Genomic DNA, 22,249 nt, shown 5'->3' with positions numbered 1-22,249 from the left:
GTCGTCAGCTGTCGCTGTTAAGGGCGTCGAACTGGGTGGTGAGGTAATCGGCCGTGGTGTTGAGCGACGAGATCAGGGTGTCGAGCTGGGTGAACTGCTCGGTCCAGCGCGCCATTTCGGAGTCGATCAGCGCTTGTTTTTCGTCGTAACGGTCTTCCAGCTGCTCCAGTTTGGAGGCCAGGCTGTCGGTGCGTGCGACGATCAGGCCATTGTCTTCGTCGAGGTAGTTGTCGAGGTCGTCGGTCATCTGGCCGATGAAGCCTGAGGTGCCGTCGGTGCCGATAAAAAACTCCGACACGGCGTCGATGTTGTCGGTGATGGCGCTGGTCAGGGTGTCTTCGTCAATCAGCAGGGTGCCGTCGACTTCCAGGGAAATACCCAGCTGCGACAGGTAGCTGAAGGTGCCGCTGCCGATAGCGGTGTAGAGGTCGCTGCTCAATTCCCGGCTGATGCGCCGGGTGGTCGAGTCGCCCAGCAGCTCGCCCGCCGTGTCGGCATCCGCGTCGTAGGAGGTGAGGGTGTCGACGCTGGAGACGTAGCTGTTGTAGGCCGAGACAAAGGTGGAAATGGCGTCGTAGATCGCGTCGGTGTCCTGGGCAATCGTCAGGGTTTGCGAGCTGCCGGTGGCGGACAGGCTCAAAGTCACGCCTTGCAGGGCGTCTTCCACGGTGTTGCTTTGGCTGGTGATGGCGATGCCGTTGATGGTCAGCTCGGCGTCCAGGGCTTCCACGGTTTCGGTCATGTTGCCGCTGCTGCCGTCGTAGCCGAACAGGCTGGAGGCCGTGTCGGTGCTGTCGGTGCCGCTGTAGGTCACGGTCATTTCCGACTCGGTGCCGGTGCTGTCCGAGGTCAGCACCAGGCGGTACGGCGTGTCGCTGCCATCGTTGACGATGGAGGCGGTGACGCCGGCGCCGGACGCATTGATCGCAGTACGAATGCCTTCCAGGGTGTTATTGCTGCTGTCGAGGGTGATCGACACCGCGTCCGCCGTGCCCACTTGAATGGTCAGCGTGCCGGTGCCCAGGGCCGTGGTTTTGCTGGCGATGCCGTCGGTGGTCAGGCTCTGTGCCTGGGCCAGTTGCGTCACTTCCAGCTTGTAGGTACCGGCTTCGGCTTCGCTGGTGGTGGCGGCCGTGACGCCGCTGCCGGAAAACGAGGTGGTCAACGACTCGTACAGGCTGGAGTCGGCCAGGGCTTCGGCGGCGGTTTGCAGTTTGGTGAGGGCGCTGGTCAGGGTGCCGTAGGCGGAAATTTCGGCGTTTACCGAGGTTTCCTGGTTGGTGATCGGCGTGAGCAGGCTGGCTTCCTTGGACTCTTCCAGGCTGGTCAGGATGCTGTCCAGGTCCAGCCCGGAGCCGACTCCCAGGGAAGTGATCGATGCCGTCGACGTAGTAGAGGTCGTGGTTGCCATGTGAATGCCTGTCCTGGTTTGTGTTCACCGAACATCGGCAAACGCTCAGCCCGTCTTTAGGAGCGCCGCGAGGTTTTTCACACCTGCATGGCCATCACGTCTTTGTAGGCGGTCAGCAGGCGGTTGCGCACCTGTACGCCCATCTGGAAGGCCACGCTGGCTTTTTGCGAATCGGCCATCACATCGCTCAACGACACCGACTCGCTGCCGGCCTGGAATGCATTGGACTGAGTGGTGGCGGTCTGTTGCAGGCGGTTGATGCGCTGCAACGACGACTGCAACTCACCGGCAAACCCGCTGGCGGGGGCCATGCGCTGGCTGCTTGCGCCTTCGGCCTGTTCGGCCAGCAGCGACAGTTGTTGCAGGGCATTGGTCAGGGCGGACGAATTCACGGCGCGGGCTCCATAGGTAGCGATCAGGCCAGCAGATTACCGCGCCCGGCCAGCGGCACATTCGCCCAATTGAGCACAAAAGCGGCGGCTTTTCCGGGGTTTAGCTTTTGGCATTTTCGCCAGAATGAAGCCCTTACTACTGTTACCGGACGCCGCAATGTCTTTCGCACAGGCCCTACCTTCGTGAGTACCGCAGTCCTGGCCAAAGGCGCGCAAAAGAACCTGGCAACCCCCTTGAAGGCCAAGCCCTTGGACGCGTTGGCCACGCTGTTTCGCAATCAGCCGCTGTTGCCATTGCTGCTGGCCGCCGCTGCCGCCATCGCGGTGGTGGTGGCGTTGCTGCTGTGGGCGCGCGAGCCGGAATACCGCGTGCTGTTTTCTGGGCTCAGCGAGGCCGATGGCGGGCAAATCATCAGTGAGCTGGACAAGCGCGCCATCCCTTATCGCCTGAGCGAGGGCGGCAACACCATCCTGGTGCCCGGCGACAAAATGAGCGCCCTGCGCCTGCAACTGGCCGAGCAAGGCTTGCCCAAGGGCGGCAGTGTCGGCTTCGAATTGCTCGACAAGCAGGCCTTCGGCGTCAGCCAGTTCGCCGAACAACTCAATTACCAGCGCGGCCTGGAAGGCGAGCTGGCGCGCACCATCGAATCCCTCGGCCCGGTGGCCAAGGCGCGGGTGCATCTGGTGATGGCCAAGCAATCGGTATTCGTGCGCGACCGCGAGGCGGCGCGCGCCTCGGTGGTGCTGACCCTGCAACCCGGCCGCGAACTCGGCCAAAGCCAGGCCAGCGCGATTGTGCACCTAGTCACCTCCAGTGTGCCGGAGCTGAGTGTGGATGCGGTCACCGTGGTCGACCAGAACGGCCGCCTGCTGTCCCAGGTCCACGGCGACACCACCGGCCCGGACGGCACCCAACTCGACTACGTGCATGAGATCGAGCGTTCCTACCAGCGTCGCATCGAAGACATCCTCACGCCGTTGCTCGGCAGCCAGAACGTGCATGCCCAGGTGGTCGCCCAGGTGGATTTTTCCACGCGTGAAAGCACCGCCGAACGCTACGCGCCGAACCAGGACGAAAACACCGCCGCCGTACGCAGCAAGCAAACCTCCGAGCATGTGGTGGAAGGCGATGACGCCGGCCGTGGCGTGCCTGGCGCGCTGACCAACTCGCCACCGAATACGCCGGCGCCGACCAAGGCCACCGCGCCGACACCGGCGGGCGCTGCTGCAACCACCGATACCAAAGCCGCCAAACCCGCCGGCGCCACCCAAAGCGAGCGGATGATCAATTACGAGGTCGACCGCAACGTCGAGCACGTCAAGTCGAGCCTGGGCACCATCCAGCGCCTGACCACCGCCGTGGTCGTCAACTACCGCACGGTGCTCAAGGACGGCGCGCCGAGCACCGAGCCGTTGAGCAAGGAAGAACTGGAGAACATCAACAACCTGGTGCGCCAGGCCATGGGCTTTACCGAAAGCCGTGGCGATGCGCTGCAGGTGATCAACAGCCCGTTCGTAAGCGAAGACACCTCGGTGGCCGAGCAACCGTGGTGGCGAACACCCGAGGCCTACAACCTGCTGATCAGCGGCTTGCGTTACGTGCTGGTGGCCTTTGCCGCATTCCTGTTGTGGTGGCTGGTGCTGCGTCCGATGCAAAAACGCAACGCCCGCCACACGGCGCAGATGCTTGCGACCAGCGCCGAACCGGGCACCGCGCTGGTGCCGACCAGCACTGACACCAGCCTGGTGGTTGCCGGCCAGGAAAGCGGCGCGCCGCATACCCTGCCGCGCAAGTCGGCGGTGTATGAACAGAACATGCAGAGCCTCAAAGAGATTGCCGCTGAAGACCCGCGGTTGGTCGCCATGATCGTGCGCGGATGGATGAAGAAAAATGACTAGCAAAATGACCGGCTCGCGCCGCAGCGCCATCCTGCTGCTGTCGCTGGACGCCGATAGCGCGGCGGAAGTGTTCAAGTTCCTGCCCAGCACCGATGTGGAAGCCATCAGCATGGAAATGGCGCGCCTGAGCCAGGTGTCCCACGAAGAAATGCGCCAGGTGCTCGAAGAGTTCATGGACGAGACCGACCAATATGCCGCCATCAATATCCAGACCAGCGACCATATCCGCGCCGTGCTTACCAAGGCCCTGGGCAGCGAGCGCGCCGCCAGCCTGATCGACGACATCCTGGAAAACACCAACACCGGCTCGGGTATCGACAAGCTCAACCTCATGGAGGCTTCGATGGTGGCCGAGATGATCCGCGACGAACACCCGCAGATCATCGCCACCATCCTCGTGCACCTGGAGCGCCACCAGGCTTCCGACATCCTGCAATTGCTGCCGGATCGGCTGCGCAACGACATCATCCTGCGCATCGCCACCTTCAGCGGCGTGCAGCCGGTAGCCTTGCAGGAACTGACCGAAGTGCTCGGCGTGATGCTCGACGGCCAGAGCCTCAAGCGCAGCAAAATGGGCGGTGTGCGCACGGCGGCGGAGATCCTCAACCTGATGAGTTCGGCCCACGAAGAGCTGGCCATCGGCACCGTGCGCGAGCACAGCGAGGACTTGGCGCAGAAGATCCTCGACGAGATGTTCCTGTTCGAAAACCTTATCGACGTGGACGACCGTGGCATTCAGACCCTGCTGCAACAGGTGGACCAGAACTCCCTGGCGATCGCCCTCAAAGGTTGCCCGCCGGCGCTGCTCGAACGCTTCCTGCACAACATGTCCCAGCGTGCCGGGCAGTTGTTCCGCGAAGACATGGAAGCGCGCGGGCCGATCCGCATGTCGCAGATCGAATCCGAACAGAAGGCCATTCTCGCGGTAGTGCGACGCCTGTCCGACAGCGGCGATATCGTCACCGCGCGCGGCAATGACACTTATGTCTGACTGGCAGCCCTGGCAGATGGACCCGTTGGGCAGCGCCGCCTCGCCCAGCGACGACCCCCACTCCAGCCACCGCGAGCGCCTGCGCAAGCAAGCCTTCCAGCACCGCCTGGAAATGCAGGTGTTGCGCGAAAAAACCATCGCCGAAGCCCAGCCCATCGGGCATGCCCAAGGCGTGGAGCAGGGCTATGCCCAAGGCTTGAACGAAGGGCGCCAGGCCGCTGCGGTGGAGTTGCAACAGCAGTTGGTGCACACCCTGCAACCGCTGCTGGAGTTATGCCGCAACTTTGACCAAGCGCTGAAGGCGATGGACGCGCAGATTGCCCGCCAACTAGTGCGCATTGCCCTGGAGGCCGCTGAGCAATTGGCCGGTGAGGCGCTGACCGCCCAGCCGGAGCAGGTGCTGACGTTGGTGCAAGGCATGCTCGACAGCGACCTGGAACTCACCGGCAAACCCAAGTTGTGGCTCCACCCCGAGGATGTGCAGCGCGTGCAGGCAGGCCTCGGCGAGCAGCTCGAATTGGCTGGTTGGGTGTTGCACGCCGACCCTTCGATGCTGCCCGGTGGTTGCCGCGTGGTCAGTGCCGGCGGCGAGCTGGATGCTACGCGGCCGTCGCGTTTGGGCCTGCTGCAATCGAATGTCGAGCGCAGCCTGGAATGAATGCCCATGTCGCACGCTGGAGCCTTGTGCTCGACGCCGTCCAAGGCCCAGCCTTGCAGGTTGCGCCGCACCTGCGCAGCGGGCGTATCACCCGCGCCACCGGCATGGTGCTGGAGGCCGTGGGCCTGCGCCTGCCGCTGGGTGGCGCGTGCCGCATCGAACTCACCGCCCATGAAGGCGTGTACGCCGAGGCTGAAGTCGTCGGCTTTGCCGGTGACACGCTGTACCTGATGCCGCTGGCGGAAATCCACGGCCTGCAGCCCGGCGCGCGGGTGTTTGCCGCCGATGAGGGCCAGACCGGCGCCGGTGGCAATCGTCATTTTCCCTTGGGCATGGCGCTGCTCGGCCGTGTGCTCGACAGCGGCGGCCAGCCCCTGGACGGCCGTGGCCCGCTGCTGGGCGCGCATCACGCCGGCTTGCACACGCAGCCACTCAACCCGCTCAAGCGTGCGCCGATTGATCGCCAGATCGACGTGGGCATCCGCGCCATCAATGCCTTGCTTTGCGTCGGGCGTGGTCAGCGCCTGGGCCTGTTTGCCGGCTCGGGCGTGGGCAAGTCGGTGCTGCTGGGCATGATGGCGCGCTACACCCAGGCCGATGTGATCGTGGTGGGGCTGATCGGCGAGCGCGGCCGCGAGGTGCAGGACTTTATCGACAATATCCTCGGCGAAGACGGCCTGCGCCGCTCCGTGGTAGTCGCCGCGCCGGCGGATACCTCGCCGTTGCAACGCTTGCAGGGCGCGCTCTATGCCACGCGGGTGGCCGAGGATTTTCGCGACCAGGGCAAGGACGTGCTGCTGATCATGGACTCCCTGACCCGTTACGCCATGGCCCAGCGCGAGATCGCCCTGGCCGTGGGCGAACCGCCGGCGACCAAGGGCTACCCGCCGTCGGTGTTCGCCAAGTTGCCCAAGCTGGTGGAGCGCACCGGTAATGGCCCGCCCGGTGGCGGCTCGATCACCGCGTTCTATACGGTGCTCAGTGAAGGCGACGACCAGCAGGACCCGATTGCCGACTCGGCGCGGGCGATCCTCGACGGGCACATCGTGCTGTCCCGGCACCTGGCCGAAAGCGGGCACTACCCGGCCATCGACATCGAAGCCTCGATCAGCCGCGCGATGACCGCCATCGCCAGCGATGCCCAGCAGCGCAAGGCCAATCAACTCAAGCAGGCGTTGTCGCGCTACCAGCGCAACCGCGACCTGATCAGCGTGGGCGCCTACACCCAGGGCCACGATGTGCAACTCGACCGCGCGGTGGGTTTGTACCCGCATATCGAACGTTTTTTGCAACAGCGTATCGACGATCGCGCCAGCGTCGACGAGACCCTGCACGGCCTTTCTTTATTATTCCCGGGGTGATGTTCCATGGCTGACCAATCCCTGCGCCTGCTGATCGAACTCACCGCCAAGGCCCGTGACGTGGCGGCTCGCGCCCTGGCGCAAAGCCGCAACGCCGAGCAGCAGGTCATCAAGCAGTTGCACACCCTCGACCAGTACCAGCAGGAATACCGCCAGAACCTGCAACTGGAACTGGCCAAGGACGGCATGAGCCCGTCGGCCCTCACCAACTACCGGGGCTTTTTGCAGTCGCTGGAAGAGGCCGTAGAGCGCGCGCAAAAAAGCCTCGAGCGCCACCGCAAACAAGTCGCGCACCACCAGCTCACCTGGATGGTGCAGTGGCGCAAGGTCAGCGCGATTGAAGCGTTGCTGAGCCGCCGCGCCGAGCAGGCGCAGGTCCGCGCGGGGCGTATCGAACAACGCCACACCGACGAAATGGCCAGCCAGTTGCGGCGCCGTGCGGCAGCGTTTCCCTCTTCTATCGACAGCAGCCTCTAAGGGACACCATGGATATTCTTGCGACGTTAGTGCCCGCCGTGCCCGTTGCGCCGAGTGCGCCAGCAGAGGCCCCGGCGGCACCGAGTGCGGCGTTTGCGGCGGTGTTGAGCCAGGTGACGGCCGCCGTGGCGGAGCCTGTGCCCGCGCTGCCGGTGGTGCAGCCAGAGGTGGCGCCGGTGCTACCGCAAGTGGCGCCAGTCGCCGAGCCCGTCGAGGTGCCCGCGCCGGTCGTTGTGCAACCGCTGGCGGTGGCCGAGCCGCAACCCCCGATGGTCGACGATGTGCTGAACCTGATGCCCGATGCCCCCGTGGCGCAGGCCGAAGCGGCCGAGCCCAGCACAGAGGCCGACACCACCCTGGACGATATTCGCCAGCGCATGGCGCTGATCGAAAATGCTGGCGAGCCCGATACGGCCGCAGTCATCGTGATCCCATCGATTGCGCTGAGTGTGCCGGTGCCGGTCAGCGTTACGCCAACGGCTCCAGTGGTCACCAGCAGCGCGCCGGTGCATACCCAAAGCCTGTCCCAAAGCCTGTCCGCCACGGATGACGACACCGACACCCCGGACCCCGTCGACCTGCCCGACGCCATGCCGGCGCTGGTCGCCAGCGTCGCCGACACGGTACCCACCGTGCGTGCGCACACCGAGGAGCGCCAGCCCGACAGCCAGCCCGACCCGCAAACCCTGGTCAGCTTCGCACCGAGCGCGTTCAGCCCAACGAGCGTGGCCGCCAACGACGCGGTTACCCGCACGGGCCTGGTCCTCAGCGCCGCCATTGGCAGCACCGATTGGGCGGCGGACCTCGGCCAGCAAATGGTCGACATGGTCACCCGTGGCGACCAACAGGTGGACTTGCGCCTGCACCCCGCCGAGCTTGGGCCGTTGTCCATCAGCCTCAACCTGAATGACGGCAGCACCCAGGCGCAGTTCCAGGCCGCGCATGCCTCCGTGCGCGCGGCGGTGGAGCAGGCGTTGCCGCAATTGCGCGAGGCGTTGGCCACCCAAGGCATCGCGCTGGGGCAGGCCTCGGTCAGCGACCAGTCGTCACGCCAGGCCGCAGGCGGGCAGGCGCAACGTGACCCGCAGGCCAACCCGGGCACCGCAACCGCCAGCAGTGTCGAGGTGCCGCCGGCTCCGGTGCAGCAGGTGGTGCTGAGCGGTTCGGGGGTCGACCTGTACGTCTGAATCCCAAATCAAAACAGCGAGATACCGCCGTTACGGCGGTCTTATCGCGCCATGGGCGGGGCAGGGCGATGGTCATACTTGAGCCCTGCCTTCATTCCACGGTTCCAGCCCATGCCCACCACCCGCAAAACCCCCTGGCTCTTGATTCTGCTGCTGGCGTTGGTCGTCATTGCGGGCAGCAGCGCCGGCACCTACGTCTACATCAGCCAGAACGCCACCGCCGGCGAAGCGAAGCAGGCCGCGCCCACCGAGCAAGCACCCCAGGCGCCACGGCTGGTGAACGTCGCGCCGATGACGGTCAACCTGGTGAACGAGCGTGATGAGCAAAACCTGCTGTACGTCGGTTTTGCCCTGGAAGTGGCGGACGACGCGACCCAGGCGCTGCTGCAGCAATACATGCCGCAAGTGCGCAGCCAACTGCTGACCCTGCTCAGCGGCCAGGACACCTCGCGGCTGATCACGCCCCAGGGCAAGGCGGCGCTGGCGGACACCATTCTGCAGGCCCTCAAGCAACCCCTGGCACCGCAGCAGCCAGCACCCTTGGTGCTGCGCGTGCTGTACACCGACTTTATCGTGCAGTAACCCATGGCTATCGACGATTTGCTCTCCCAGGACGAGATCGACATGCTGCTTCGCGGCGGCGACGAAACCGACGCCGTCCACGAAGAAGCCGGCACTCTCGACGCCTCGCGGGTGCGCCCGTACGACCCGGCGACCCAGCACCGGGTGATCCATGAGCGCCTGCATGCGCTGGACATCATCAACGAGCGCTTCGCCCGTTACTTTCGCATGGCGCTGTTCAACCTGATCCGGCGCAGCATCGACATCACCGTCAAAAGTGTGCGCTACCAGAGTTACAGCGAATTCTCGATGCACATGCCGATGCCCACCAACATCAACCTGCTGGCGATGAAACCGCTGCGCGGCACGGCCCTGGTGGTGTTCCCGCCGAGCGTGGTGTTCATGGTGGTGGACAACCTGTTCGGCGGCGACGGGCGCTTTGTCACCAAGTCCGAAGGCCGCGAGTTTACCCACACCGAGCAACGCATCATCCGGCGCCTGTTGGGCTTGTCGGTGGACGCCTACAAGGACGCGTGGAAGTCGGTGTACCCCCTGGAAATCGAATACCTGCGCTCCGAGATGCAGGCCAAGTTCGCCAACATCACCAGCTCGCCGAATGAAATCGTGGTGAATGCCACCTTCCACCTGGAGGTCGGCAACCTCTCCAGCGATTTCAACATCGTGATCCCGTACCTGATGATCGAGCCGATGCGCCAGCTGCTCAATGGCCCGCTGACGGACACCAATCCCGAGGAAGAGCGCCACTGGAACAAGCGCATGGCTGGCGAAATCGCGCATTCGGAGGTCGAGCTGATCGCCGATTTTGTCGAGATGGACGCGCGGGTCGGGCAGGTCATGGCACTCAAGGTCGGCGATGTATTGCCCATCGAACTGCCCGACATCATCAATGCGCGGGTCGATGGCGTGCCGGTCATGACCTGTGAATACGGCAGCCAGAACGGCCTGCGCGCATTACTCGTCAAGGACCTGGTCGACCACTCCCTGAGCCTTTCCTCTTCTTCTACCAGCCGATTCGTGAAGGGCCACGTGTCCACTGCCAAGGAATCCGACCATGACTGATGCAAACACCCTCGAACCCCAAGAGCCCGACGAGTGGGCCGATGCCCTGGCCGAGCAGGCCGCCGAGGCCGGTGACGACGACCCGTGGGCAATTGCCCTGGCCGAGCAGCAACAGGCTGATGCCGCTGCGGTTGCCGAGCCGGCGCCGAGCGTGGGGTCAAGCCTGTTCAAGCCGCTCTCGGCGCCGCAACCCACGGCCGCCGCGCGTGAGCTGGAAATGATCATGGATATTCCGGTGAAGCTCAGCGTCGAGCTGGGCCGCACGCGGATCACCATCAAGCAATTGCTGGAACTGGCCCAAGGCTCGGTGCTGGCCCTGGACGGCCTGGCGGGCGAACCGATGGATATCCTGATCAACAGCTACCTGATCGCCCAGGGCGAAGTGGTGGTGGTGGATGACAAGTACGGGATTCGCATCACCGAAATCATTACCCCGTCTGAACGCGTCCAAAAGCTCAACCGATGAGCCAGCCCCTCGGTGTGCCTTCCGACAATGTGATGAACCTGGCGCTGCTGGGTAAAACCGGCATGGCGCTGCTGATCGTGGTGGCTTGCGTGCTGGCCTGCGGTTGGCTCGCGCGGCGTATGGGCTCGCGGCCATTGGCCCCCGGCAAAATGCTGCGGGTAGTCAGCAGCACCGGCCTGGGCCAGCGCGAAAAAGTCGTGATTGTGGAGGTGCGCGGCCAGTGGCTGGTGCTGGGCGTGACCGCGCAACAGGTGACCGCGCTGGCGCAGATGGAAGCACCGGCACCTGAACCCGAGGTGGTCATTGCCGCTGGCGAGAGCTTTGCCGAGCGCCTGGCGCTGGCGTTGAAACACAACCTCAAGCGCAAGGGGCGCTCGTCATGACCGCCTTGGAGCCGGCGATGCAAGGCCTCAGTGCCTTCACCGGGCAAGCTGGCGGCCAACAATGGTCGCTGAGCCTGCAAACCCTGCTGCTGCTGAGTGCCATGGCGTTCCTGCCGGCGGTGCTGCTGATGATGACCGGTTTCACCCGCATCATCATCGTGCTTGGCCTGCTGCGCACCGCCATCGGCACCACCTCGGCACCGCCGAACCAGGTGTTGTTGGGGCTGGCGCTGTTCCTGACGTTTTTCGTGATGTCACCGACCCTGGACCAGGCTTACGAAACCGCCTGGAAACCGTTCTCCCAGGATGAGATCACGGTGGAGCAGTTTCTCGACAAGGGCAGCCTGCCGTTTCGCACCTTCATGCTGACCCAGACCCGCCAGGGCGACCTGGCGTTGTTCGCGCGCATCGCCCGCCTCGCCGACCTGCAAGGCCCCGAGGATGTGCCCATGCGCGTGCTGCTGCCGGCGTTTGTCACCAGCGAACTGAAAACCGCGTTCCAGGCCGGCTTCACCATCTTTATCCCGTTTTTGATCATCGACCTGGTGGTGGCGAGCGTGCTGATGGCGCTGGGCATGATGATGGTGCCGCCGTCGACCATTTCGCTGCCGTTCAAGCTGATGCTGTTTGTGCTGGTGGACGGCTGGCAATTGCTGCTCGGCTCCCTGGCGCAGAGTTTTTATACCTGATAAGGAGGTAGACGATGACCCCGGAAATGGTCATGGACCTGGCTTACAAAGGCATGCGCATGAGCATGATCGTGGCCGCGCCCGTGTTGTTCGTGACGCTGTTTATCGGCTTGCTGGTGAGCCTGTTCCAGGCCGCCACGCAGATCAACGAATCCACCTTGTCGTTTATCCCCAAGATCATCGGGGTGTGCGTGGTGCTGGTGCTTGCAGGGCCGTTGATCATGGAAATGCTGGTGGACTACACCCGCGCGCTGTTCACCAGCTTACCCACGCTGATTGGTTGACGCGCGGTGATCGAGGTCAGTTCGGCGCAGTTGCAAGTATGGCTCAGCAGCTTTTTCTGGCCGTTCTGCCGCGTGCTCGCGTACCTGATGAGCGACCCGATCCTGGGCCACAAAAATGTGTCGAGCCAGGTCAAAGTCGGCCTGGCGATGCTGTTGGCGTTTTTGCTGGCACCCAACCTGCCACCGCTGCCGGAGGTACCGGTGTTCTCCTGGGCCGGCCTTGGGGTGATGGTGGAACAGGTGATGATCGGCATGTCATTGGGCATGGTAATGCGCGTGACCCTGGCGGTGGTGGAGATGACGGGCGATATCTGCGGCATGCAGATGGGCCTGGCGTTTGCTACGTTTTTTTCCGCCGACACCGCCACCAACAGCCTGGTGCTGTCGCGCTACCTGGGCATGATTACGGTGCTGATGTTCCTCGCGCTGAATGGTCATTTGATGGTGCTGGAGTTGCTGGCCAACACCTTCAAGAGCCTGCCCATCGGCCACCTGCGCTTTGACCCGAATGCCTGGAACCTGATTGCCCGCTACGGCAGCACGATCTTCCTCACCGGGCTGTTGCTGGCGTTGCCGATGGTGGCCACGCTGCTGATCATCAACCTGGCCATGGGCATTCTCAATCGGGTGTCGCCACAGTTGACGGTGTTTTCGGTGGGCTTCCCGCTGACCCTGTCCGTGGGCCTGATACTGCTGATGGTGGTGATGGGGGATCTGGGGCAATTCCTGGCTAGTCTGCTGACCAATACCTTGCAGTTCATGCAGTACCTTGTCGAGAACATGACCCTGCCTTGATCTGTAAACCACAATCAAATGTGCTTTAGATGTATTTGAGCTGAGACATCTTTGCTGCACCGGTTCCACTGGCCTGCGAACCCAATCAAGTGTGGGAGGGGCGGTGCGACGATTCGACTTGCCCCCGATGGCGGTGGGTCAGTTGTAGATTCTTTGCCTGGCACACTGCAATCGGGGGCAAGTCGAATCGTCGCACCGCCCCTCCCACATTTTGATCCAGTTGTTCTTTAGATGTACTCGAACAAGGACATCTTCTGGATGCTCACAAACGTCTGTTGCGCCGCTTGCAATGCCACTTGCAGGGCGGTGTATTGGGTGACCGACTCGGTGTAGTCGGCATCCACCAGTCCTGACAGACGCTCGGTGTAGCTCAGTGCCAGGTCGTCGCCGATGGTGTCGAGCACGTCCAATTGATTCAGGCGTGAACCCACCGAGGTCTGCACCGTGAGTACGTTGTCCTGGGCATTGCTCAGTTGGCGGCTGGCGGTGGACAGGGTGTTGTTCAGGTTGGCCTGGTCGGCGTCGGTTTCCACCGGGGTTTGCAGCACCGAGATCAGGTTTTTCAGGGTGGCGAACAGGTCCGGGTCGGCGTCGGCGGCTTTGCTCACGGTAATAGTGTCGCCAGCCACCGGGGTACCGCTGAGGGTCAGGGACAGGCCGTTGATTTCCAGGGTGTCGCCTGAGGTGTAGGCCACCGGGTCGGCACCATCCACGCTGTATTGTGCGGTGCCGTCGGCGGCGGTGCTGAAGGTCAGGCTGAAACCGCTGCCGTAGTTGGCGTCCTGGGTGTCACTGATGCTGGGGCCGGTGTAGGTCACGCTGCCGCTGTTGTCGCCAGCCTCGGCGATAAACCCGGCCGAGCTGCTGACCGAAAGGAAAATCGTCGCCCCGGTGTCGCCGCTGGCCATGCTCTGGGTGGAGCTGACCAATTGCGTAACCGCATTGTCGTCGCCCTGGTACACCAGGTCGCCATTGGCATCGGTGGCAAACGCCGGACTTTGGCTCTGGTAGCCGGAGAACAGGTAGTTGCCGTTGCTGTCCGTGGCGTTGGCCAGGGTCACCAAGGTGTCGTATACCCCTTGCAACGAGGTGGCGATGGACTCGCGGTCGGCGTCGCTCAAGGTGCCGTTGTTGGCCTGAACGATCAGCGCGCGGGCGCTGGTGATCGCGTCGTTGATGCTGTCCAGGGTGCTTTCCTCTTGGGACAGCGAGGTGCTGATGGCGCTGCGCGAATCGGCGTATTGCGCGTTCGCGGCGATGGCCTGGCGCACATTGACGGCCTGGGCGGCGGCCAGGGAATCGTCTGAAGGGTTGACCACCCGGGTGCCGCTGGACACTTCCTGGGCCGCGTCCTGGTAGGCGCTTTCCTGGGCGAGCATGGCACTCAGGCTCTGGTTGTAAATCGTCGCACTGCTGAGGCGCATGGGGTCACTCCGCTCAGTTGATATCGAGAATGGTGTCGAGCAGGCTGGTGCCCACTTCGACCACCTTCGCGCAGGCCTGGTAGTACTGCTGGTAGACGATCAGGTTGGCCGCCTCTTCATCCAGGTTGACCCCCGATTCCGACTGCTGCAGCGCGGTCAGTTGGTCGGTCAGGCTGGTTTGGGTTTCCAGTTGGCCGGCGACTTTGCTGGCGGTGCTGCCCACGTCGCTGACCAGCGCCGAATAGGTTTGGGCCAGGGTTTTGCTGCCGCCGACGATGCTGTCGGTCTGCAGGTTGAGCATCAACAAGGCGTTGCTGTTGTCGCTGGCGCCGGTGGACGTGCCGGCGGCGATCAGGCTGCCGTCGCTGGTCAGGGTGGTGAAACTGCTGGCGGCGTTGCGCGTGGGCAGGACCAGGAAGCTGTCGCCATTGTCGGCGGTGCCGCTGATAGTCACGCTCATGCCGGCGAAGGTCAGCGTGTCGCTGTCGTAGGTGGCGTCCACGCTGGCGCCGGTGTCGTTGCGGGTGACGGTGTAGCCGTCGGTGTCGGAATACTTCACGGTGTAGTCGGTGGCGCTCAAGGCGCTGACATCGTCGGTGAAGGTCGCGCTCAATACCGCGTCGCCGCTGTTCTGGGTGTTGCCGTAGACGCTCGGGTCAGCCACCGAAAACAACGCGCTGCCGGTGTCGCCATTCAGGTCCACACCGGCGGCCTGCAAGGTGTTGAAGGCCTGGGTCAGGCTGACCGCAAGGATGCCCAGCTGGTTCTGCGCATCGCTCAGGCTGTTGTCGCGAAAGTCCATCAGGCCGCCGAGAGAGCCGCCTTCAAAGGTGGAATCGTCGAGGGTGGTGGTGTGGCCGGCGGCGTCCACGTAGGTCACCACGGTTTGCGTCGGGTCGCTGGCGGAGACCGCGGTTTGCAGCTCGAAGCTGTCGTTGCCCGAGACCAGCGCCAGGCCGTTGCTCAGGGACACGGTGTAGCTGCCGTTGGTTTGGGTGGTCACGTCCACGTCGACCAACTCGCTGAGCTGGCTGACCAGCAGGTCGTGCTGGTCCAGCAGGCTGTTGGCGGTGGAGCCCAGGGCATCGGACAGGCTGATCTTTTTGTTGAGGTCGGCGATCTGCTCGCTGAGGTCGTTAACCTGGCTGACCTGGTCGTCGATCTGGCTGTTCACGTCGTCGGCCATGTCGTCGAGGTAACTGCCCAGCTGCGTGAACTGCGAGGTCAGGGTTTGCGCGGCGCCGATCACTTCTTCGCGCGCGGCGGTGTCGCTGGCGTCGGAGGTGAGGGTCTGGATCGAGGAGAAAAAACTCTGCATCAGCGTGTCGAGGCTGGCATCACCGTCGGCGAGCAGGCTGTCGATCTGGTCGATTTCGGTCTGGTAGGTCGACAGCGCGCTTTCGGCGCTGGTGGAGCTATTGAGCTGGCTGGTGACGAACTGGTTGTACTGGCGGTCGACGCTGGAGACCTGCACGCCGCTGCCCGCCGTGGCCTCGGAGAAATTCGCGACCTGCAAGGTATAGCCCGCCGTGTAGGCGTTGGTGGTGTTGCTGCTGCTGGTGCTGAGGGCGATCTGCGCGGCGGTCAGGCCGCTGACGCCAATGGAAATAATGCTCATCGAGAAGCTCCTGGGCTACATGGTTGGCACTATCGGCCCGGCGCGAGGGCATCTTGACCCCGGCGCTATAAATCCTTTTGCAACTGCGCCATCGGCGTTACGCCGCGCAGCGGGCCGATGGTGGCCATGACCGAAATCAGCTTTTGCGCATAACGCGGGTCGGTGGCGTAACCACCCTGTTGCAGCGCGATGGCGGCTTGCGGCGCGTCATTGGCGTTGCGCACGGCGGCGTAGCCTGGGCGGCTGCGCATCAGCCGAGCGTAGTCGTTGAAGGCGGCGTCATCGGAGGGGTATACGCGGAATGCCTCCAGCTGTTTTTGCGCCTCGGCGTCGGTGTATTCGGTGGTCATCACCTGGGTGGTCGCGCCTTGCCATTGGCCGCCGGCCTTGATGCCGAACAGGTTGTGGCTGTCGGCGCCCTGGGCGGTAGTAATGGTGCGCCGGCCCCAGTCGGTTTCCAGGGCGGCCTGGGCCAGAATCAGCTCGGCCGGTACGCCACTGCTGCGCGCGGCTTTCTGGGCGGGTTCGCTGAGGCGGGCGATGAAGGCTTGCACGTGATCGGGCTGGTTGTTGTCCACGCCGCTGACTTCACGGCGCTTCCAGGCCTCGAATGGCGAGGGGCGGGTGGGCGGCAGGTCGAGGAACGTGCTGGTGGCGGCGTTCAATTCGGGCGGCTGTTGCGGCGTATGGCCGCCCAATTGCCGGGTCAGTTGCTCGGCCAGGCCGATGCCTTTGCCCGCCAGGCTCTGCGCCCACTGCTGGTCGAGCATCTCGGTGTACATCTCGGTTTGCGAGTTGCTCGACAGTTCGGACTTGGGCACCGCCGCGCGCATGCTCTTAAGCATCATCTGCAAGAACAGCGCCTCGAACTGCTTGCTGGCCTCCTTGAGGCCCGCGTGCGGGTCCAGGTGCGCGCTGTTGCGCAGGTGGTCCAGGCCCTGCACATCCAGGGCAAAATGGTCGGTGCTTTTCATCAGATGATTTCCAGCTCGGCGCGCAACGACCCGGCGGCCTTGAGTGCCTGCAGAATCACCATCAGGTCCTGGGGCGTGGCGCCCAGTGCGTTCAGCCCTTTGATCACATCCATCAGGTTCGCCGTGCCTTCGAGCAGATGCAGCGAGCCGCCCTGGGATTCGATCGAGATATTGCTCTGGGAGGTCACCGCCGTCTGCCCGCCACTGAACGCGCCGGGCTGGCTGGCGGTGTTGGTGGTGTCGATGATCACCGACAGATTGCCGTGGGCCACGGCGGCGCGGTACAGCTTGACCGAGCTGTTGAGCACGATGGAGCCGGTGCGCGAATCGAGGATCACCTTCGGCCGCGCCTGGATCGGCAGCACGTCGATGCTTTCAATGCGCGCCATGAAGTTGGTGCGCTCGTTGGGCGCCACCGGCCCCTGGATCTCAATCAGCCCGCCGTCCACCGCCGACGCCACGGTACGGCGCAGCTCCAGGTTGATCGCCGAGACCACACGCTGCGCCGTGGCCGAGTCCGGCTCATGCAAGGCCAGCCCGAGCAGGCCGTGCTCGTTGTTGAGGTTCAGCGGCACGCTACGCTCGATAATTGCGCCGCGGCTGATGCGCCCGCCGGCCAACTGGTTGACCGTCACGCTACTGCCGTTGGCCGACGCGCCGGCACCGCCCACCAGCAGGTTGCCCTGGGCCACGGCGTAGACCTCGCCGTCGGCGCCCTTCATTGGCGTCATCAGCAGCGTACCGCCACGCAGGCTCTTGGCGTTGCCGATGGACGACACCACCACATCGATCTGCTGCCCCGGCCGCGACAGGGCGGGCAGGTTGGCGGTGACGATTACCGCGGCAATATTGCGCATCTGCATGTTCGCCCCGGCCGGTAGGGTCACGCCCAGTTGCGAGAGCATGTTGGTCAGGCCCTGTTCGGTGAACGGGCTTTGGGTGGTCTGGTCGCCGCTGCCGTCCAGGCCGACCACCAGGCCATAGCCCACCAGGTTGTTGGGGCGGATACCGGCAAAGTCGGCGATGTCGCGGATTTGCTCGGCGTGCACCGTTGCGCCCAGCCACAGCGGGCAGCTCAGCAGCAGGGTTCTGGCGGCTCTCATGAACATGGCGTCAGTACTCAGAAAGGTGAAACGTTCAGAAGGATGCGATGGAGCCAGCCCATCCGCTGCGCTTCATTGATGTAGCCGTCGCCCACGTACTCGATGCGCGCCTGGGACACCTGGGTCGACGACACGGTGTTCTCGCCGGTGATGCTGCGCGGGTTGACCAGCCCGGAAAAGCGGATGAACTCAGTGCCCTGGTTGATCGCGATCTGTTTGTCACCGCGTACCCGCAGGTGCCCGTTGGGCATCACTTGCATCACCGTCACCGAGATGGTGCCGGTGAACGAGTTGTTCGCCTGGGAACCGCCGGCGCCGATAAAGTCGTGGGTGGTAGACGCGTCCATGCCGAACGAGCCAACCTGGCTCGCGCGCGCTGAGGTAGTGGCGAACTTCAAGCCCATCGACCCGGCACGGCTGGCATTGGATGACGAGTTCTTGCTCGCGCTGACTTGTTCTTCCAACTGGATGGTCAAGGTGTCACCGACCCGGCGTGGGCGGCGGTCCTCGAACAGCGGCTGCGAGCCCAGGCTGCCCTGGTAGATCGAGCCGTTGGCCTGGCGCAGCGGGTACACCGGCGCCGGCAGGTCTTCTTCCGGCACCACCGGTTTGTGCGGCAGTTGATCGCAGCCGGCGAGGGCCAGCAGGCAGGCCAATAGGTACTGTCTAGCCATGGGCATCACAGCTGGGTCAGACGCTGGAGCATTTCGTCTGAACTCTCGACCGCTTTGCTGTTGATCTCATAGGCGCGCTGGGTCTGGATCATGCCGACCATCTCTTCCACCACGTTGACGTTGGAGGTTTCCACGTAGCCCTGGGACAAGGTGCCGCCGCCGTTGAGGCCTGGTGTGGTTTCGGTGGGCGCGCCCGAGGCGTCGGTTTCCAGGTAGAGGTTTTGGCCGATGCTTTCCAGGCCTGCCGGGTTGATGAACAGCGCCAGGTTCAACTGGCCGACCTGGGTCGAGGTGGACGCGGCGGGGGTGGTGACTGAGACAATGCCGTCGCTGCTGATGGTGATCGCGGTGGCGTTGGCCGGGATGGTCACGCCGGCCGAGAGTTTGTAGCCGTTGGAGGTGACCATCTCGCCATTGGCGTCGAGCTGGAAGCTGCCGTCACGGGTGTAGCCGGTGCTGCCGTCGGGCATGTCCACCTGGAAAAACCCCAGGCCGTTGATGGCCAGGTCCTTGGAACTGCTGGTCTGCTCGAGGTTGCCCTGGGTGTGCAGGCGCTCGGTGGCGACTTCACGCACCCCGGTGCCGACCTGCAAGCCGGACGGCAAGCGCGTGTCGGTGCTGCTCTGGGCGCCGGGCTGGCGCACGTTCTGGTACACCAGGTCTTCGAACACTGCGCGCGAGCGCTTGAAGCCGTTGGTGCTGACGTTCGCCAGGTTGTTGGCGATCACGTCCATTTGCCCCTGCTGGGCTTCCAGGCCGGTTTTTGCCGTCCACAGTGATCGGATCATGGTTGGGTTCCTTGTCGGTGCAACGGTGCGGTCAGCTCAGGGAAAGCAGGCTGTTGGCGCTCTTGGCGTTTTCGTCGGCGGTGCTGATGGCTTTCATCTGCATGTCGTAGCGCCGCGAGTTGTCGATCATCGCGACCATGGCGCTGGTGGGGCTGACGTTGCTGCCCTCCAACGCGCCGGGGGCCACGCGCAGGCTGTCGTCGGCTGGCAAGGGTTGGCTGTTGGCGGTGCGAAACAACCCGTCGGTGCCGGCCTGCAAGGTGCCGGGCAGGGCCGACACCAGCTTGAGCTTGCCCACCGGGCTCAGGCCGCGCGGGCTCATGCCCAGCTCGCGCACGCTGATGGTGCCGTCGCTGCCGAGGGTGACTTCGCTGCCCAGCGGCACCGTGACCGGCCCGCCATCGCCGATCACCGGGCGGCCGCCGACGCTCATGGCGCCGGTGCCGTCCACCTGCAAGTCGCCACGCCGGGTGTAGGCCTCGGTGCCGTCGCCGGCCTGCACCGCGAGCATCACGTTATTGCCCAGGGCCACGTCCAGCGCGCGGTCGGTGTGCACGATCGGCCCTTCGCTCCAGTCCACGCCGATGCCGTTGGCGGCCACCGACACACGGGTGGGCAGGCCTTCGCCCGCCACCGGTGAAGACTGCATTTCCACCAGTTGCGCGCGAAACCCCGGGGTCACGATATTGGCCAGGTTGTTGGCCACGACGGCCTGCTGTTCGAGCGCCTGGTTGGCCCCGCTCATGGCCGTGAAAAGCATGCGATCCATAGGTTCAGGAACCGATGTTCACGGCTTGCTGCAGCACTTCGCTCTGGGCCGTCACCGACTTGGCGTTGGCCTGGAAGTTGCGCTGGGCAATGATCAGGTTCACCAGCTCAGCGGTCAGGTCGACGTTAGAGTCCTCGGTGGTGCCGCTCAGGATCGAGCCCAGCGAACCGCTGCCGGCCACGCCGAGCAGGGCCTGGCCCGATGAGGTGGTGGCCAGCCAGGTGTTGTCGCCATTGGCCTTCAAGCCGTTTTCATTGCTGAAGGTGGCGAGCTGGATCTGGTCGATGTTCTTGGTCTGGTCGTTGGAGTAGGTGGCGACCACGGTGCCGGTTTCATCGATGGTGAAGCTCACCAGGCTGCCGGAGGTGTAGCCGTTCTGGGTGATGTCGGACACCGCCGAGTCATTGCCGAACTGGGTGGTGCCGGTCAGGTCCAGGGTCAGGCTGATGGATTCGGCGCCGTTGGCCGGGTCGTAGGTGTAGGTGCCGGTGGCGCCGCTGTCGATCAGGCCGCTGGCGCTGAAACTGACGGTTTGGGTGTCGGTGAGCAGGTTGCCGTCGATGGCGGTGTGCACGTCCCAGGTGTTGGCGGCGGTCTTGGTGAAGTACAGGGTGCTGGTGTGGCTGATGCCCAGGGAATCGTAGAGCGTGGCGCTGGTGGAGTAGGAATAGGTGGACGAGTCGGTCTGGTCGAAGGTGCTGGTGATGATGTCGTCGCTGGCGTCCAGGTTCAGCTCGGCGTCCAGCTCGGTGCTGGCGCTGGCTTGCATGCCGGTGGTGGGGATCTGGATCACCCCGTTCACGCCCAGCAGTTGGTCGCCGGCGGCGTTTTCCAGGTAGCCGTCGGCGGTCAGGGTCAATTGGCCGTTGCGCGAGTACACGGTTTGCGTGCCGTCGGTGAAGGTGAAAAAACCGTCGCCGTTGATCGCCAGGTCCAGTGAGTTATCGGTGGTGGTCAGGCTGCCGGATTCGAAGTTCTGCACCACCCCCGACACCTGGGTGCCCAGGCCCACGTCGGCGCCGGAGTACACATCGGCGAACTGCGTGGTGGAGCTTTTGAAGCCCACGGTCTGGGAGTTGGAAATGTTGTTGCTGACCACGTTGAGGTCGGTAGACGCCGCCGACAGACCACTGAGCGCTTGGGAAAAAGCCATGGTGTTTCTCCTTCTTTATAGGACGAGGCTGATGTCGCTCAGGGCGACGTTTTCGTTGACGCCGCCGAGGTCCAGCGCGACGGCATTGCTGCTGTCGGTGGTGACGCCGGTGACCAGCGCGTATTTCAGGGCGGTGCTGGCCACGGCGACGTCGTCGGTGGTGGCGCTGATGGAGAAGGTGTAGGCGCCGTCGGCGGCGGTGCTGCCGTCGTCTTGCAGGCCGTCCCATGAAATCGTTTGGGTGCCGGCGCTCATGTCGCCCTCATCCAGGGTGCGCACCACGGTGCCGCTGCTGTCCTTGATGGTGACCGTGACGCTGTCGGCATCACTGCCCAGGGTGACGCCGAAGGGGGTGGTCACGCCGTCTTCGACCTGGATGGTATTGCCGTCGATCAACACGCCATTGCCCACCAGCGCCGAGGCTTGCAGGGTTTCGGCGGCGCTGATCTGGCTGGAAATGCCTTCGAGGGTGGAGGTGACAGTTTCGATGCTGCTGATGGTGCTGATCTGCGCCAGCTGGGTGACCATCTCGCTATTGTCCATCGGGTCGGTAGGGTCCTGGTTCTGCAGCTGCGTGGTCAGCAACGTGAGGAACTGGTCCTGCAAATCATCCGCCGCCGAGGTGCTGCTGTCGGTGGTGGAACTGGTGCTGTTCATGGTCGACAGCACCGAGCTGGCAATCGTACTGGTCATGGTTTACGCCTCACCCAGGGTTAAAGTTTTGAGCATCATTTCCTTGCTGGTGGACATGACTTCGACGTTGGCCTGGTAGGAGCGCGAGGCGGAAATCATGTTGACCATCTCGCCCACCGGCTCGACGTTGGGCATGGTCACGTAGCCCGACTCGTCGGCCAGCGGGTCGCCGGGGCGGTACTCCTGGCGCATCGGTGAACCGTCCTCGACCACCTGGCTCACGCGCACGCCACCGATGCTGCTGCCGGCCTGGTATTGCGACTCGAACACCACCTGCCGGGCGCGGTAGGCCTCGTTGTCGGGGCCGCTGGTGGTGTCGGCGTTGGCCAGGTTGCTGGCGGTTACGTTCATGCGCTGGGACTGGGCGCTGAGCGCGGAGCCGGCGATATCGAAAATGCTGAACATCGACATGGTGGTTT

General features: G+C 64.1%; 25 protein-coding genes. 13 read left to right on the top strand and 12 right to left on the bottom strand.

Annotation, left to right across the window (positions count from 1 at the left end):
- Nucleotides 1-4: 4 nt before the first annotated feature.
- Nucleotides 5-1,411 carry a flagellar filament capping protein FliD gene (fliD, locus tag CXQ82_RS25895; RefSeq protein ID WP_101272899.1) on the bottom strand — a complete coding sequence of 469 codons (1,407 nt, stop codon included), beginning with the start codon at nt 1,409-1,411 and terminating at the stop codon, nt 5-7.
- 77 nt (nt 1,412-1,488) lie between these two features.
- Nucleotides 1,489-1,803, bottom strand: coding sequence for a flagellar hook-basal body complex protein FliE (gene fliE / locus CXQ82_RS25890; RefSeq protein WP_101272898.1), 315 nt, complete (start codon nt 1,801-1,803; stop codon nt 1,489-1,491).
- A 183-nt stretch (nt 1,804-1,986) separates the two neighbouring features.
- Here fliE and fliF point away from each other — a divergent pair, with 183 nt between their 5' ends.
- The 13 genes from fliF to fliR all read left to right on the top strand — a co-directional run bounded on the left by fliF (nt 1,987) and on the right by fliR (nt 12,634).
- A complete protein-coding gene (gene fliF / locus CXQ82_RS25885; protein ID WP_101272897.1) occupies nt 1,987-3,702 on the top strand; it encodes a flagellar basal-body MS-ring/collar protein FliF in 1,716 nt (571 codons plus the stop codon).
- Complete coding sequence (gene fliG, locus CXQ82_RS25880) at nt 3,695-4,693, top strand: flagellar motor switch protein FliG (RefSeq protein ID WP_101272896.1); 999 nt, start codon at nt 3,695-3,697, stop codon at nt 4,691-4,693. Before fliF ends, fliG begins: the two co-directional genes overlap by 8 nt.
- On the top strand, nt 4,686-5,351 hold the full coding sequence (locus CXQ82_RS25875; protein WP_101272895.1) for a flagellar assembly protein FliH: 666 nt from the start codon (nt 4,686-4,688) through the stop codon (nt 5,349-5,351). The genes fliG and CXQ82_RS25875 overlap by 8 nt, the downstream gene beginning before the upstream one ends.
- Nucleotides 5,348-6,712 (top strand): flagellar protein export ATPase FliI, encoded by a 1,365-nt coding sequence (gene fliI / locus CXQ82_RS25870; protein ID WP_101272894.1) that lies wholly within the window; start codon nt 5,348-5,350, stop codon nt 6,710-6,712. The genes CXQ82_RS25875 and fliI overlap by 4 nt, the downstream gene beginning before the upstream one ends.
- 6 nt (nt 6,713-6,718) lie before the next feature.
- Complete coding sequence (gene fliJ / locus CXQ82_RS25865; RefSeq protein WP_101272893.1) at nt 6,719-7,189, top strand: flagellar export protein FliJ; 471 nt, start codon at nt 6,719-6,721, stop codon at nt 7,187-7,189.
- An 8-nt stretch (nt 7,190-7,197) separates the two neighbouring features.
- Nucleotides 7,198-8,376 carry a flagellar hook-length control protein FliK gene (locus CXQ82_RS25860; RefSeq protein ID WP_101272892.1) on the top strand — a complete coding sequence of 393 codons (1,179 nt, stop codon included), beginning with the start codon at nt 7,198-7,200 and terminating at the stop codon, nt 8,374-8,376.
- Nucleotides 8,377-8,487: 111 nt separating this feature from the next.
- Nucleotides 8,488-8,958 carry a flagellar basal body-associated protein FliL gene (gene fliL / locus CXQ82_RS25855; protein ID WP_101272891.1) on the top strand — a complete coding sequence of 157 codons (471 nt, stop codon included), beginning with the start codon at nt 8,488-8,490 and terminating at the stop codon, nt 8,956-8,958.
- A 3-nt stretch (nt 8,959-8,961) separates the two neighbouring features.
- Nucleotides 8,962-10,017, top strand: coding sequence for a flagellar motor switch protein FliM (fliM, locus tag CXQ82_RS25850; protein WP_101272890.1), 1,056 nt, complete (start codon nt 8,962-8,964; stop codon nt 10,015-10,017).
- Nucleotides 10,010-10,483 carry a flagellar motor switch protein FliN gene (gene fliN / locus CXQ82_RS25845; RefSeq protein ID WP_101272889.1) on the top strand — a complete coding sequence of 158 codons (474 nt, stop codon included), beginning with the start codon at nt 10,010-10,012 and terminating at the stop codon, nt 10,481-10,483. The genes fliM and fliN overlap by 8 nt, the downstream gene beginning before the upstream one ends.
- Nucleotides 10,480-10,866, top strand: a complete 387-nt coding sequence (fliO, locus tag CXQ82_RS25840; RefSeq protein WP_256581829.1) for a flagellar biosynthetic protein FliO — start codon at nt 10,480-10,482, stop codon at nt 10,864-10,866. Before fliN ends, fliO begins: the two co-directional genes overlap by 4 nt.
- On the top strand, nt 10,863-11,555 hold the full coding sequence (gene fliP, locus CXQ82_RS25835; protein WP_101272888.1) for a flagellar type III secretion system pore protein FliP: 693 nt from the start codon (nt 10,863-10,865) through the stop codon (nt 11,553-11,555). The genes fliO and fliP overlap by 4 nt, the downstream gene beginning before the upstream one ends.
- 14 nt (nt 11,556-11,569) lie before the next feature.
- A complete protein-coding gene (gene fliQ / locus CXQ82_RS25830) occupies nt 11,570-11,839 on the top strand; it encodes a flagellar biosynthesis protein FliQ (RefSeq protein WP_101272887.1) in 270 nt (89 codons plus the stop codon).
- Between the two features lie 6 nt (nt 11,840-11,845).
- Nucleotides 11,846-12,634, top strand: coding sequence for a flagellar biosynthetic protein FliR (fliR, locus tag CXQ82_RS25825; RefSeq protein WP_101272886.1), 789 nt, complete (start codon nt 11,846-11,848; stop codon nt 12,632-12,634).
- Nucleotides 12,635-12,861: 227 nt separating this feature from the next.
- Here fliR and flgL read toward each other — a convergent pair whose 3' ends face one another.
- From flgL to flgC, 10 genes are all read right to left on the bottom strand, one after another.
- A complete protein-coding gene (gene flgL / locus CXQ82_RS25820; RefSeq protein WP_101272885.1) occupies nt 12,862-14,058 on the bottom strand; it encodes a flagellar hook-associated protein FlgL in 1,197 nt (398 codons plus the stop codon).
- Between the two features lie 13 nt (nt 14,059-14,071).
- Nucleotides 14,072-15,676: a flagellar hook-associated protein FlgK gene (gene flgK / locus CXQ82_RS25815; RefSeq protein ID WP_101272884.1), complete on the bottom strand. Its 1,605-nt coding sequence runs from the start codon at nt 15,674-15,676 to the stop codon at nt 14,072-14,074.
- A gap of 65 nt (nt 15,677-15,741) precedes the next feature.
- Complete coding sequence (flgJ, locus tag CXQ82_RS25810; RefSeq protein WP_101272883.1) at nt 15,742-16,650, bottom strand: flagellar assembly peptidoglycan hydrolase FlgJ; 909 nt, start codon at nt 16,648-16,650, stop codon at nt 15,742-15,744.
- Nucleotides 16,650-17,759, bottom strand: coding sequence for a flagellar basal body P-ring protein FlgI (locus tag CXQ82_RS25805; protein WP_101272882.1), 1,110 nt, complete (start codon nt 17,757-17,759; stop codon nt 16,650-16,652). The genes flgJ and CXQ82_RS25805 overlap by 1 nt, the downstream gene beginning before the upstream one ends.
- Nucleotides 17,760-17,770: 11 nt before the next feature.
- Nucleotides 17,771-18,427: a flagellar basal body L-ring protein FlgH gene (locus CXQ82_RS25800; protein WP_101273871.1), complete on the bottom strand. Its 657-nt coding sequence runs from the start codon at nt 18,425-18,427 to the stop codon at nt 17,771-17,773.
- A 5-nt stretch (nt 18,428-18,432) separates the two neighbouring features.
- Nucleotides 18,433-19,215 carry a flagellar basal-body rod protein FlgG gene (gene flgG / locus CXQ82_RS25795; protein ID WP_101272881.1) on the bottom strand — a complete coding sequence of 261 codons (783 nt, stop codon included), beginning with the start codon at nt 19,213-19,215 and terminating at the stop codon, nt 18,433-18,435.
- A 31-nt stretch (nt 19,216-19,246) separates the two neighbouring features.
- On the bottom strand, nt 19,247-19,984 hold the full coding sequence (locus CXQ82_RS25790; protein ID WP_101272880.1) for a flagellar basal body rod protein FlgF: 738 nt from the start codon (nt 19,982-19,984) through the stop codon (nt 19,247-19,249).
- A 4-nt stretch (nt 19,985-19,988) separates the two neighbouring features.
- Nucleotides 19,989-21,137: a flagellar hook protein FlgE gene (gene flgE / locus CXQ82_RS25785; RefSeq protein WP_101272879.1), complete on the bottom strand. Its 1,149-nt coding sequence runs from the start codon at nt 21,135-21,137 to the stop codon at nt 19,989-19,991.
- 15 nt (nt 21,138-21,152) lie between these two features.
- Nucleotides 21,153-21,830, bottom strand: a complete 678-nt coding sequence (locus tag CXQ82_RS25780; protein ID WP_101272878.1) for a flagellar hook assembly protein FlgD — start codon at nt 21,828-21,830, stop codon at nt 21,153-21,155.
- A gap of 3 nt (nt 21,831-21,833) precedes the next feature.
- Complete coding sequence (gene flgC / locus CXQ82_RS25775; protein WP_101272877.1) at nt 21,834-22,241, bottom strand: flagellar basal body rod protein FlgC; 408 nt, start codon at nt 22,239-22,241, stop codon at nt 21,834-21,836.
- Nucleotides 22,242-22,249: the final 8 nt, after the last annotated feature.

The organism is Pseudomonas sp. S09G 359 (assembly GCF_002843605.1).
Classification (GTDB): Bacteria; Pseudomonadota; Gammaproteobacteria; order Pseudomonadales; family Pseudomonadaceae; genus Aquipseudomonas.
This window is presented reverse-complemented; position numbering and strand designations above follow the sequence as displayed.